Below are 13,842 nucleotides of genomic sequence, written 5' to 3'. Positions count from 1 at the left end.
TTATTGTTTAATAAACTTCTGACTTTTAATACTGTTACCAGAAACAATTCTTAAAATATAATTCCCTGTGTTAAGAGTGCTTACATCAATCGTGTTTTGGTTTAATTTAGAATTCATAACACGTTTACCATTGATATCAAAAATAGTATAAATAGCATCCTGTAAACTTTCTGTACTTGATATTTTTAATACGTCTTTAGTTGGATTAGGGTAAATTACCAAATCATTTACAAAAGAATTTTCTAAAGAAAGCGTTGCTCCTTCAATAACTTCAAGAGGTGTGTTAATTGCTGGGTCAGATATAACGTCGATTACACCAGATGGCCAGTAAATAGTTATATTATCAATTTCAGTTTCAGTTCCAATTCCGAAGTGTGTATTTAAAGTACTCATGAATTCAAATCCTTCTCCACTTCTTACATCTCTAATTTGAGTACCGTTACTAGTTGTAATTTCAACTCTTGCTCCAATACCATCAATGTTACTCTGTACACCAACTGTATTAATTGTAATCCAATTGTTAGGTGTTGTAAGGTTCCAATAGATGGTTCCGTTATAATAAGCATCTATAAAACCATCACTATTTAAATCTCCAAATGATCCGTTTTTATAGTTTAATTGCCCATTATCTGCGTCTTCGAATGTTAAATCTCCTTTTCCGTAGAGAATAGTACCATTACATAAGATATCTAAATACCCATCATTATCAATATCATAACTTACATTTTCATGTCCAGTAGGCGCTCCAGTAACTCCCGCTCCTGTAGTCACATCTGTAAATGTGCTATTTCCATTATTTCTCATAAGTTTATGATTTCCTGAACTTGCGCCAACGAATACATCCATGTCACCATCGTTATCATAATCTCCCCAAGATGAAGACCAAGTTTGAATAATATCGGCAAGGCCTAAAGCTTGTGCATTTTCACTAAAAGTACCATCACCATTATTAGTCATCATAATGTTTGTTCTTCTAGCTTCACTACCTCCACATTTAGCAATAAACATATCCATGTCTCTATCGTTATCATAATCTATCCAGATAGAGCCATAATTTCCTCCAGAAGCATAATCTCCTAAGTTTACAGGAGCGGTAGGAGTTACATTAGACTGGTAGAATGTAAGATTTCCTGATCCATCATTTATATAGTATACATTTGGCGCTACATCATGACAAACAAATGCATCGAGGTTACCATCATTATTGATATCTATAAAATTTGAGCGTTGAGAAAAAACATAGTCTGGTACAGAAAACTGTGTAAAACCTGTGCCAGTACTGTTTGACTTCATAAAACTTACACCACTACCAGAGCCATATAATAAATCTGTTTGCCCATCTCTATTATAATCTGCAGCTGCCATACTCCATCCAGGTAAGAAATCTGCGTTAGGAGTAGAGATATCAACTTCGTTAAATCCTCCTGTGCTTAATTGATAATGAACATTAACATTAGATGAAGACGCAGAGACAATATCATCTAAATGATCTCCATTCATGTCTACTACAGTAAGATCGTAATTTCCAATTGAAATTGATTGCGTTGAAAAATTAACACGAGAGTCTAATAATGTAGTAAAGGTTAAAGGACCAACCCAATTACTGTAATCTGTACCACCACAAAAACCTCTTACAAAAATCTCATAAGACGTAGATGAAGCCAATCCAGAAACTGGATAAGGGTTATTTGATGTTGTAGAAGTGCCAGAACCAGAAGGTATTCCAGAACCTGGAGCTTGTACAGCAATTTCCCAACTTGTTTCTGTACTACCTTGTTGCCAATATACATTAGCTGAATTTACATTAATATTAGATATGCTTAAATTTGAAATATTTGGACAAGCAGGAGGTATTTGAGAACTTATGGTAGGAGAATTAAAACAAAAACCATATCCCCAAATATTGTTGTCATCATAAGAAATTCTATATCTAAAGTTACTTAATTGATTTGTACTAAATGATGAGATATTTAATGGATCAGATGAAAAATTTTCATAAGTTCCAGAACAAAAATTATCTGTTGGCGGATTTTGAGTTCCCGATAATTCATTTCCCCAATTAACCCAAGAACCTGAATCTGCATCCCAATATTGAAGGATTAAAATTTCACCAAAATCATGAAACACATAACTAGTTCCAACAGTAATCCAAGTTTCAGTGGCATTGTAGGCAGCTGTTAAGTTTATCACAGGAGATTCTGCTGCAATATCATCGTCATGACCATTTAGAGCATCATCATCGTCATATGCGAAGTTTGTACTTACAGTAGGATCTGCCTCAAATATTGTTGCGCCTGTTAGATAATTACCTGTAATAGTCCAATTTGAGTTGGGCCAACTCGCAGGTTGATTTAAAGTTTGAGAAAAGCTAAAAAATGCACTAAATAAAAAAAGTGCGAGGGTAATTTTTTTCATAGTTGAAGTAATTAATGTGCTTAAAAATAGTAAAAAAAGCCTCTAAATTATTAATTTAGAGGCTTTAATGTTTAATATTTGATAAATTTTTGACTCTTTATCAAATTTCCTGATACAATTCGTAAAATATAATTACCAGGCGATAAATTGGAAATATCAATTGATGAGTCTTTAAGTTTAGAATTCAAAACTCTTTTACCTGTAATATCAAAGATTGTATAAATCATAGCGTCATTTAATTCTAATGAACTAATGTTTAAAACATCTTTTGCTGGGTTAGGATAAATGATTAATTCATTAGTTAGAGAGTTTTCTAAACTTAATGTATCTCCTTCAATAATTTCTAATGAACCATTAATAGTTGGATTTGTAATGGTATCTATTACACCAGAAGGCCAATAAATTACAACGCTATTAATAGTCGCATCTGTACCTATACCTATATGTGTGTTTAATGAATTCATATATCTAAACCCATCACCACTCTTTACATCTCTAATTTTAATACCTGATGGTGTGTGTACTTCAACACGAGCTCCAATACCGTTTATGTTACTTACAGTTCCTATAGTATGTATTTTAATCCAATTGTTATTGCTTTCAGCATTATTAAAATATATAGAACCAGAATTGAAAGAATCAATATATCCATCATTATTTAGATCACCGTAAGAACCAGATCCAGGAAAAACATTTGGGTAAACATCAAAAGTCATATCACCTTTACCATATAAAATGTTACGACCAGATACTAAGTCTAAGTTACCATCATTATCAAAGTCAAAGGTTACAGTTTCTGTTGAATTACTTGTAAGTGTACTAATACCTGAGCCTGTAGTTATATCTGTGAATATACCGTTATCATTTCTCATTAATTTATGAGATCCAGAACTAGCTCCAATAAAAACATCCATATCTCCATCACTATCAAAATCTCCCCAAGCAGCAGACCAAGTTTGCATTGGATCTGCTAAACCAATTGCAGCTGCATTTTCGGTGTAGTTTTCATTTCCATCGTTTGTATACATTACATTTGTACGACGAGCTACTTCACCACCGCATTTGGCAATAAATAAATCTAAATCCCTATCGTTATCGTAATCTATCCATATAGATCCATAATCACCACCTGAAGAATAATTACCTAGCTCATATGGAGCACTGGGATCATTAGATTGGTAAAAATTAAGGTTTCCGCTACCATCATTTAGATAGTAAACGTTTGGTGCAACATCATGACAAACAAAGGCATCGAGATTACCATCATTATTTATATCTACAAAGTTTGAGCGCTGAGAAAAAATATCTTCAGGACCAGAAATTTCAGTAAAACCTGTTCCTGTGCTATTTGCTTTCATAAACGTTACACCACTACCACCTCCATATAATAAATCCGTATAACCATTTCTGTCATAATCTGCAGCCACGAAACTCCAAGTTGGAGGGTAATCTGCATTTGAGGTTGTAATATTTTTAGTTGTAAAACCACCAGTGCTGTTTTGTTCTCTAATATTTACATTAGTTGAAGAAATAGAAACCATATCATCAAGGAAATCACCATTCATATCAACTACTCCAACTTTATAACTTCCAGATGTTCCAGAAGATTGTGAAGTAAAGGTAACTGGAGAAGGAGGAGGAGGAGTGTAATTAATAGCTTCTAAACAGAAAGCTACATCAGAATCTGTCGCAAAATCATAAATTTGAATAATTAAATCATCACCAATGTTCCAGCCATAGACATTTTCGGTTACAATTGTATTTGCGCATGTAATTTCAGTAGTTCCTGCTGCATTCCATATTACTATTCCAGGATATCCTGGACTGTTAGATTCAAAAAACAAAGCGTTAGTTGTTGCAGTCCATGTGAAGAATTGATCATTACCAGATGAGGTACAAGATCCTTGAAGACCACTATCTGTAGTTCCATCTGTTGAAAAAGGCAGATAAAAACTTGGTGAAGAACAACCCGTTCCTTCTGGAGAAGGGGTAATTGGAATAGCACCACTAATAACATCATTAGCCGGTTGTCCAAAAGATGGGACGCAAAATGCTATCGCCAAAATTGTTAATACGAGTAATTTTGATTTCATAATTTTATAATTTTAATTTATTGACATTCTCCACTAAGAGAGTTTATCCATTCTTCTATTAATCTAACACCTTCTTCATGTTTGAGAGTTCTTCCCAGTAAAGGCATTCTATTTTGTTCTTCAATTGATGATATTCTAAACGTTAATACAGAAGCATCTATATTTCCAGGCGCTACTATAAAAGATGTACCGTCAATTTGTGTATCTGGTTCTACACATACACCTTTGTTTGTATCATCTTCATTTTCATTAAAAGCAAAACGCATAGGTCTATATTCACAATAGCTTTCTTCTGAGTGACAATGCGCACAATTAATATCTAAGTATGAGCGTACTCTTAAATTTAAATCTAAAGTCTCATCTTCCCAATTAACTGTTGTGACTATTGATGTAGGAAGACTATTTTCTAAATACCCAATTTCAATCCATTTTTGTAATTGATTTGCAGTACTACCATCTTGATAACTTAAATCTCTATTTAAGTTTTGTGGTTTTGGCCCTATTGGCACAGGTGTACCAAACTTATTATGACAAGCAAAACATTCATTTATTGAAGGAACTCTATAAGTAGCATTTTTAATTATGCCATTTTCTACCCATTCAACATCGGTAACGCTTCCATCATCTGTAAATGTTGCTTCAGTTTGTTCGTTATTCCATATATAATTTGCGAAATCCCATCCGTCTGCTGTCATATACATTAACCTTGTTTCTATAATTCGCGATGTATTACTTGGTTGTACATTATCATAATAAAAATTTTTGATAAGAACAGACCCTACAGGGAAATCTAAAGGTGTAAAATCACTATTGTAATTTGCTTTAGTACCATCTGGCATCCATACAAATCTTTTTTTATGTGCGTAATCTGTAAATAATGTTGAATTTAAATCATAAGGTATTACACCATATGCTGGATTCAAATTATTCAAGGCGCCATCAAAAAAGTTGTATTCTGAAAGCGTATCGTAAGGCATTTCATCTAAATTGAAACTTACTGTAGATATTGGAGTTACAGTAATGTTGACCGTTCCTATTCCGCAGTTATTATTGCCATCACATATTGTATATTCAAATGAATCGCTTCCAACAAAGTCTATATTAGGTGTGTATAGTATAACATCATCTAATGGGTTGTTTGGAGTTGAATTTGGGTCTAAAACTTGAGTTGTTCCGTTTTGAGTTGTCAAAGCATCCAATATTCCGTTATTAGGGACATTAGTATCATTAACTAATACATCAATTGTTATAAAACTATTTTGAGATACTTCAACAACATCTATATTTGCGTCAATTGTTATTGGCACATAATTATCGTCATCGCCACATGAAATAAATCCCAAGACTAACGAAAATATACTCAAAAACTTTAGGTAATTTCTCAACATTTATAGTAAAATTTGGATAGTAAATATAATTACAAACTAATTCTAAATATAATTAATTAGTTGTAATGCGCTTTTTATCAGACAACAAGAAGTGGTTTGGTTGAAAAAACCATAAAAATCACTTGTTGTAAAATAACATCATAATGTTTCTACTAATAAAACAATTTGAGTCTACAAAACCCTACCTAAAAATGTGAAGTCACTATAATAAATTTCGTTTTAATAAATGTTCAGCAATTTGAATGGTATTTGTTGCAGCACCTTTTCTAAGATTATCACTTACAACCCATAAATTTAGAGTGTTGGGTTGTGAACCATCACGACGAATTCTACCAACGAAAACATCATCTTTTCCGTTAGCATAAATTGGCATTGGATATGTATTTACATCTATATTGTCTTGCACAACTATTCCTGGAGAATTGTTTAATAAATGCCTTACTTCAACTAAATCAAAATCATTCTCAAATTCAACATTTATAGCCTCACTGTGTCCGCCAGCAGTAGGAATTCTTACAGCAGTTGCTGTTACTGCAATAGTGCGATCATCCAATATTTTCTGCGTTTCTCTCACCAATTTCATTTCCTCTTTTGTATAACCATTGTCTTCAAAGACATCACAATGTGGAATTGCATTTTGGTGAATAGGATAAGGATATGCCATTTCACCTTTGATACCAGCCATCTCATTTTCTAATTGTTTTACAGCTTTTATACCAGTTCCTGTAATAGATTGGTATGTAGACACAACAATACGTTTGATTTTGTATTTTTTATGAAGAGGAGCTAAAGCCAAAACCATTTGTATGGTTGAGCAATTTGGATTTGCAATAATTTTATCTTCGGAAGTTAATTGATCAGCATTAATCTCAGGAACAACGAGTCTTTTTGATTGATCCATTCTCCAAGCCGAAGAATTATCAATAACAGTAATACCAGCTTCAGCAAATTTTGGAGCCCATTCTAAGGACGTATCACCACCTGCAGAAAATAATGCTACATTAGGTTTCATGTCAATAGCAGTTTGCATCCCAACCACTTCATAGTCCTTATCTTTAAACGAAATTAGCTTCCCAATTGAGCGCTCTGAAGCAACAGGAATTAATTCTGAAATAGGGAAATTACGTTCAGCAAGAACTTTAAGCATGACTTCGCCAACTAAACCAGTGGCACCAACTACAGCAACTTTCATAATATGAGATTTTAAAGGATAAAATTATAGTTTTTATTAGATTAAACCATTTTAGAAACATACTTTTTTTGTTAAAAAAACTAGTTATTAAGTGAGGTTTAATGATTTTAAAATCAAAATTTTAAGAATTCAATAAAAAAAACCGCTTCAGTTATGAAGCGGTTTAAGTTTAATTAAAATATATAATGTAGCGGTAAGCTATAAGTCATTATTTTTTTAATGCGTCTCTGATTTCCATTAATAAATCATTATCAGATGGTCCTGCTGGAGCCGGAGCTTCAACTGGTTTTTTTGTTTTGTTGTAAGCTTTTACAAGCATAAACATTACAAAACCAACTACGATTAAACTAACGATGGTGTCAATCCATGCACCATATTCTACAGCCGCAACGCCTGCTTCTTTGGCAGCTGCAACTGTTGCATAAACTTCATCTCCTGGAGTCCAAAACATGTCCGAGAAACTCTTCCCTCCAGTTGCTAAACCAATAAGTGGCATAGCAATTTTAGAAACGAAACCGTTTATAACAGCACCTAGAGCACCAGCCATAATAACAGCAACTGCAAAATCTATGACATTACCTGTCATAATGAAATTCTTAAATTCTTTCAACATAATTTTTAATATTTATTAGTTAGATAATTATAAGACACTAATGTAGTTAAAAAGTCACAGTTTTTAATGTAAATTATCTAATTATCTATAATTAAGCGTTTTACGCGTTGTGAGATTGCGGTGATAATTTCGTAGGATATTGTATTTGCTGTTCGTGCAAATTGAGAAGCGTTAGGGTGATTACCAAAAATAATAACTTCATCACCTTCATGGCAATCAATATCTGTGATATCAATCATAATCATATCCATACAAACATTTCCAATGATTAGTGCTTTTTTTCCATTTATAGTAACAAAGCCTTTTTTATTACCATATTGTCTGCCAATTCCATCTGCATGACCAATTGGTATTGTAGCTGTTTTTATTAAACCGTCACTTTTATATGCTCTATTGTAGCCTACGGTTTCTCCTTTTTTGATAATATGAATTTGGGAAATGACAGATTTGAGTGTTGCAATAGGAATTAGGTGTTCATTTTCTTTTTCAGAATTTCCATAACCATACAGCCCAATGCCAGTTCTCACCATGTCTAAATGTGCTTCAGGATAGTTTAAAATACCAGATGTATTTGCTAAATGTAATATAGGCTTATAGCCAATAGCGTTAGAGAATTTTTCTGAAATAGACTTAAATGTTTTTATTTGACGCTCTGTAAATGCTTTTTCAGTGAGATCTTCGCTTGCAGCTAAATGTGAAAAAATAGATTTCACTTTAATGGCAGATGTTTCCGAAGCTTTAGAAACCACATAATCCACTTCATTTTCTCCAAAACCTAATCTATTGAGTCCAGTATTAAATTTAATATGAACAGGATAGTTGCTTTGTTTTTCTTTGGAAGCAATAGTTATAAATTCATTTAAAATTTTAGCGTTATACAAACTCGGTTCTAAGCAACGTTCAATTAAGGTTTTAAAATTTATAGCTTGAGGATGGAGTACTAAAATTGGTGTTTTAATTCCAGCATCACGAAGAGCAACGCCTTCACTAAGGTAAGCAACTGCAAAATAATCTACTTCTAAATTTTGTAAATAATTAGCAATCTCATTAGCATCACTACCATAGGCAAATGCCTTAACTACCGCTAATATTTTGGTATTACTCTTAAGTTTTGATTTAATATACTCATAATTATGTTTGAGCGCTTTTAAATCTATTTCTAAAACAGTTTCTCTAGCTTTAGGCATTTTATTTACCGTCTTTATTTGGGATTTCTTGTGGGTCATTAACCTTCATTTGAGGTAATTTTTCACGTAACATTGCTTTGTAATACGCTGCACGACTAAGCGGTTCATATTCGTCAACTTCACCTAATAAAACGAGCGCTTCACTTGAGGCTTTTCTATAACTATATTGTGCTAAATTTCCTGTTCTAGTACAAACAGCATGGACTTTAGTGACATACTCTGCTGTAGCCATTAAATTTGGCATAGGACCAAAAGGATTACCTTTAAAATCCATATCCAACCCAGCAACAATAACACGAATCCCTTTATTAGCTAGGTCATTACAAACTCTAACAATCTCATCGTCAAAAAACTGAGCTTCGTCTATACCAACAACATCACAGCCATCTGCCAAAATTTGAATATTAGCAGCAGCAGGCACTGGAGTAGATCTTATCTCATTGGCATCATGAGAGACTACCATCTCTTCATCATAACGTACATCAACTGCAGGTTTGAAAATTTCAACCTTTTGCTTTGCAAATTGCGCACGTTTAAGCCTGCGAATTAATTCTTCGGTTTTGCCAGAAAACATTGAGCCACAAATGACTTCAATCCATCCAAATTGTTCTTTCTGATTTACTGTATTTTCGAGAAACATTTTGTAATTTTAACACTAAAACAAACATATGGTTCGTTTTTATAAAGGTGAAGCAAATTTATTAAAAATCAAAAACCTAATCGGGAATAAAAAATAAAAGTTATGAAGAAGAAGCTTGAAGCCGACTTAATAAGCATTGCACATAGAATTTTAAAGCTTAAAGGAAAAGAAGATGTTGTAAAATTACATGCAGAAGCTGGAATTTTATATGAAAAACTAAGTGTTCTCAAATTCGCAAACGAGAATTTTGAAGGTCATTTACCAACAATTGGAAACGATTCTTCATTTTTTGGAATGTTAGATACCGCATTTAATAATAAAGTAAGTGACAATATTGAGCATGACGATAAAATTTATGTCAATCTAGATGAACAAGAAGATGATGGTATTTACGAACCAGTCATGGAGAAAATTAAAGATATGTTTGCTCAAATGCCACAAGAGTCTGAGCAAGTAGATGATATGATTGAAACTGCTTTTGCAGATAAAGAAAAACTCAAAACACCAGAAGCACCAAAAACACATTTAGAAGATATTACTGCTGGCTTTGAGGAAATTCCTGTTTTTGAACCTGTAGATCAAGCTAATGAGAATTTTAGAAAGTCATTAAATGATAAACTCAAAAATGGCGGATTAAACATAGGTCTCAATGATAAACTAGCCTTTATAAAGCATTTGTTTAATGGTAAGATTGAAGATTACGAACGTGTTTTATCTCAATTAAATACGACCAATTCTTTTCAAGAGGCATCACACCTTCTTAAGGATATTGTTAAACCAGATTATAATAATTGGGCAGGAAAAGAAGAATTTGAAATACGCTTTCTAAATATTGTTGAACGTAAGTTTGAGTAAATGATTAATAGTTGAGGTACAACCAACCTATTAAAGGTTTTTGTCCAGTATTTAAATCTAGTATGTAGAAATAAGTCCCAACAGGAAGTTTCTCTGATGTTGATGGAATTCCCATATTTGGTTTACCGTCCCAATCATTTAAGTAATTGTTACTTTCATAGATTTGAACACCATATCTATTGTATATTTTAAGTTTATTGTCTGGAAACTCTTCAATACACTCAATATAGAAGGTATCATTTAGTCCGTCGTTATTTGGTGATAATCCATCTGTGATATAAAAGCAGTTATCAACAGTAACTTCAGCATCATCCATATTATTAGTAGCATCTCTATCTGGTTCATTTAAAGAACTAAGTGATGCAACGTTTAATAACTCTGTACTTGATGTTACTTGAGCGACAATAGTTAAAGTTTCAGATTGATTACTTGATAGCGCATCAATTGTCCATATAAAGGTTGAATTATCAAATATTCCTTCGGAAGCTGACGCAGACACAAAGTTCATCCCATTAGGAAACATATCAAGAATTTCAATGTTTGTAGCTTGCGTAGTACCAATATTTGTGGCTGTAATTTGAAATGTCACCTGATCTCCAATGGAAGCTTCTTGAGGAAATACATTTTTAAGTATTTCTATGTCAACATCTGAGCCATCATCTAAAACGGTAAGTGTTGCATTAGTTTGGGACGTGTCTATATTGTTTTGATTTTCAAAATTATTAGTATCGTTTAGATAAACTCCAGGAGTATTAGAAGTCACATCAACACTAAAAGTACAAGAGGCTACACCTTCTGGAAACATCAAATTTGAAATACCAGAAAAATTATCTCCACTATTACCTACAAAATTTGCAGTACAGCCATTTTGTGTGACCCATTGCGGTTGTGAGGTTAGCGTAATTTCCGAAGGAAAAACATCTGTAAACGAAATATTGATTTGTGATGAATTATCAGAAAGATTATTGACTGTAAACGTTAGTGTGCTCTGCTCTCCAACTGTAATTGTTGAAGGGTTGTAACTTTTTAGAAGTTTTGGTGCAACAACCTGAATGTTACTAATTGAGGTATTAGTTTCTGGAGATACTTCGCGATTATCATTGTCGTCTGGTGTTGCAATTGCAATATTATTATAAGCACCTCCAAAACTTGGTGCAGTAACTGGAATTCTAATTCTAATGGTTGAGCCAGCATCCATATTTGCAATAGTTCCTGTAACACTGTTGTTATTTGTTGTGAGATTTGTGATACAAGTTGCATTTCCGTTGGTGACCACACAGGTTGGTGTTCCTGTAATTGTAAACACATCATTTACGGTATCTTCAAAGGCGATGTTTATGGCATTTGAGCTGTTTACACTGTTGGTAATATCTATAATCCAATCAAAAGGTTCATTGACATTTACTTGAGTAAATTCTGGAAAAGTTTGAACCACCAAATCGACACAAGGCGCAAAAAAGGTGACGACTTCTGCTTCATTATCATTTAAGTCATTATCTACATTACTATTTGCATTACTTACATTTACAGCATTAGTTACAGGAATTGGATTTACAGAACAATCGGTATCCCAAAGTACAGTAAGCTCAAAAGTAACAGAACTATTTGCTGGCAAACTCCAATTATCTTCTGGCAAAATTTCCCAAAACGTATCTGGTTCTCCTCCTTGAGGAATGCCATCAAACTCTACACCAATATTGGTATTTAGAATTTCAAAACAAGACGCAGTTCCTGTAGTTGATATACAATCGACAGATACTAATGTACCTGTATAAGCAACCATTCCTGGTCCAGGAATAAATTCCTGTAATTCAATAAAGGTATCTAAATCACTTGGGTTATTTACTGTGATTTCATAAGTAACTTCACCCAATTCCATAGGGTTTTGAGCAGATTGGCCATTTGGTAATTCTGGGTTTATTTGTGTTTTTGTTACATTAAGATTAACAGTCTCACAAGCAGAAGTTGCTGGCAATGATACATAATCGTTTTGAGTATTATTTGTAATATTAGAATCTAAAATATCTGATTCTAAAACATTAATACCACTTCTAATGAGTGCTTGATTAGGCTCAGTACTTGGAGAGCAATCAGGTTCTAGAAAAACCGCGATTGTTCTCACAGTAACAGTTGCATCTACAGGCATTATAAATGCGTCACTCACCCAAAAAATGTTATTGTTATTGATATTAACATCATCACAAGTTATGGTTCCTGTTGTTCCAATACACGCTACAGATAAAATATCCCATTCTATTGTTGGAGCTAAATTTTGCAGAAAAAATGAAACATTTGCATCTAATGGTCCATTGTTGCAAACGGTTGTTTCAAAAGTGACTTCTTCGTTCCAATTGACTAAAGTTATAGGATCTGGATCTGTTTGTATGGTGTCTATGCAAACATCTGTAGTTTGACATAATTGAGATTCTAAAAGATTTGTAACTATTGGATTAGAAAGACTATTACCAGAATTAGTATGATCCAAAGTGATTTCTACTCTGCTTTGTACATTAATTGGATTTAATTCTATAGCGCAAGAAGGGTCTAAAAATTGATACACAACCTCAAAAGTAATAGATCCACCTGCAGTATAAACATGTGGTGTCAAATAGGTTAACAGATTTACAGTTGCACTTAACAAAACAGGATTTCCAGATATACCAGCAACATTTGGACATTCTGTGCCATTGGTTGCTTCTATACATTCCACAGATAAAAGCTGAATATTAGGTCGTCCATAATCTAAATTAGTCAGCAAAGTTAATCGCGCTTCAATGGCATCTACAGGGAAATCTATCTCACTATTATTAGTAATTGTAAATCGATAGGTTACAGGAGAATTCCATGATGGTATTGGTGTTCCTACCGTAGGAGAAATTTGTTGATGAGTAATAGAAAAGTTGATATCAATATCAATAACATCAATAGAAATTAAAGATTGATTGTTACTGGTATTCGTATCTGTTGTTCCGTTTGGAGGAGAAACCGATGCGTTTATGGCAATACCTCCAACCGATGAAGGTGCGGTAACTTCAATTTTTATGTCTACACTAGAGTCCGTTGGTAAATTTGCAACCGTTCCTGTCAATACATTTGATGCAGATAAATTAAAACCACCAGCATTAGAAGCGCCTCCTGTGTTATTTTGAGAGGTAATACTTGTAAGTGCGAGGTTTTGCAAATCCTCATCCATAATGATTTCAAAACTAGCATTACTAACTGCATTCCCTGAGTTTATAATCGTCACTATATATTGAAAATCTGCGAATATTTCAATCTGAGAAATGTCTGTGCCTGTTGTACTTTGAGCTTGAGCAACAATTGACAAATCTGTTGTTTGTGCGTTTAGTTGTGCACAGCAAAGGAAGAAAAATGTAAAGCGGACAATTTTTTCAATCATAAAACAGTTGGTTTCTATAAAGATGCTAAATATCTATAAAGGTTGCGTCAATATAAATG

Annotated in this window: 9 protein-coding genes; 1 reads left to right on the top strand and 8 read right to left on the bottom strand. The window is 33.2% G+C overall.

Annotated features, from left to right (window positions below; all coding sequences use genetic code 11):
• The 7 genes from IM744_RS13910 to IM744_RS13880 all read right to left on the bottom strand — a co-directional run bounded on the left by IM744_RS13910 (position 1) and on the right by IM744_RS13880 (position 9,528).
• A complete protein-coding gene (locus IM744_RS13910; protein WP_194508748.1) occupies positions 1-2,415 on the bottom strand; it encodes an FG-GAP-like repeat-containing protein in 2,415 nt (804 codons plus the stop codon).
• Positions 2,416-2,486: 71 nt separating this feature from the next.
• Positions 2,487-4,508: an FG-GAP-like repeat-containing protein gene (locus IM744_RS13905; RefSeq protein ID WP_194508747.1), complete on the bottom strand. Its 2,022-nt coding sequence runs from the start codon at positions 4,506-4,508 to the stop codon at positions 2,487-2,489.
• 17 nt (positions 4,509-4,525) lie between these two features.
• A complete protein-coding gene (locus tag IM744_RS13900; RefSeq protein ID WP_241738332.1) occupies positions 4,526-5,872 on the bottom strand; it encodes an Ig-like domain-containing protein in 1,347 nt (448 codons plus the stop codon).
• A gap of 226 nt (positions 5,873-6,098) precedes the next feature.
• Positions 6,099-7,088 carry an aspartate-semialdehyde dehydrogenase gene (locus tag IM744_RS13895; RefSeq protein WP_194508744.1) on the bottom strand — a complete coding sequence of 330 codons (990 nt, stop codon included), beginning with the start codon at positions 7,086-7,088 and terminating at the stop codon, positions 6,099-6,101.
• 208 nt (positions 7,089-7,296) lie between these two features.
• Complete coding sequence (gene mscL, locus IM744_RS13890; RefSeq protein WP_194508743.1) at positions 7,297-7,701, bottom strand: large conductance mechanosensitive channel protein MscL; 405 nt, start codon at positions 7,699-7,701, stop codon at positions 7,297-7,299.
• A 77-nt stretch (positions 7,702-7,778) separates the two neighbouring features.
• Positions 7,779-8,888, bottom strand: coding sequence for an alanine racemase (alr, locus tag IM744_RS13885; RefSeq protein WP_194508801.1), 1,110 nt, complete (start codon positions 8,886-8,888; stop codon positions 7,779-7,781).
• Position 8,889: 1 nt separating this feature from the next.
• Complete coding sequence (locus IM744_RS13880) at positions 8,890-9,528, bottom strand: thymidine kinase (protein WP_194508742.1); 639 nt, start codon at positions 9,526-9,528, stop codon at positions 8,890-8,892.
• Between the two features lie 102 nt (positions 9,529-9,630).
• Here IM744_RS13880 and IM744_RS13875 point away from each other — a divergent pair, with 102 nt between their 5' ends.
• Positions 9,631-10,383: a hypothetical protein gene (locus IM744_RS13875; RefSeq protein WP_194508741.1), complete on the top strand. Its 753-nt coding sequence runs from the start codon at positions 9,631-9,633 to the stop codon at positions 10,381-10,383.
• Between the two features lie 4 nt (positions 10,384-10,387).
• Here the strand turns inward: IM744_RS13875 and IM744_RS13870 are convergent, their stop codons facing one another.
• On the bottom strand, positions 10,388-13,783 hold the full coding sequence (locus IM744_RS13870; RefSeq protein WP_194508740.1) for a DUF7933 domain-containing protein: 3,396 nt from the start codon (positions 13,781-13,783) through the stop codon (positions 10,388-10,390).
• Between the last annotated feature and the right edge of the window lie 59 nt (positions 13,784-13,842).

It is taken from the genome of Psychroserpens luteus, assembly GCF_015319355.1.
Lineage (GTDB): Bacteria > Bacteroidota > Bacteroidia > Flavobacteriales > Flavobacteriaceae > Psychroserpens > Psychroserpens luteus.
Note: the sequence above shows the minus strand (reverse complement) of the source record. Positions and strands in the feature narration are given on the sequence as shown.

Bases quoted from the DNA above. Each gene is read 5' to 3' on its own strand.
- IM744_RS13910 (WP_194508748.1), bottom strand. From the start codon at position 2,415: ATGAAAAAAATTACCCTCGCACTTTTTTTATTTAGTGCATTTTTTAGC.
- IM744_RS13905 (WP_194508747.1), bottom strand. From the start codon at position 4,508: ATGAAATCAAAATTACTCGTATTAACAATTTTGGCGATAGCATTTTGC.
- IM744_RS13895 (WP_194508744.1), bottom strand. From the start codon at position 7,088: ATGAAAGTTGCTGTAGTTGGTGCCACTGGTTTAGTTGGCGAAGTCATG.
- mscL (WP_194508743.1), bottom strand. From the start codon at position 7,701: ATGTTGAAAGAATTTAAGAATTTCATTATGACAGGTAATGTCATAGAT.
- alr (WP_194508801.1), bottom strand. From the start codon at position 8,888: ATGCCTAAAGCTAGAGAAACTGTTTTAGAAATAGATTTAAAAGCGCTC.
- IM744_RS13880 (WP_194508742.1), bottom strand. From the start codon at position 9,528: ATGTTTCTCGAAAATACAGTAAATCAGAAAGAACAATTTGGATGGATT.
- IM744_RS13875 (WP_194508741.1), top strand. From the start codon at position 9,631: ATGAAGAAGAAGCTTGAAGCCGACTTAATAAGCATTGCACATAGAATT.
- IM744_RS13870 (WP_194508740.1), bottom strand. From the start codon at position 13,783: ATGATTGAAAAAATTGTCCGCTTTACATTTTTCTTCCTTTGCTGTGCA.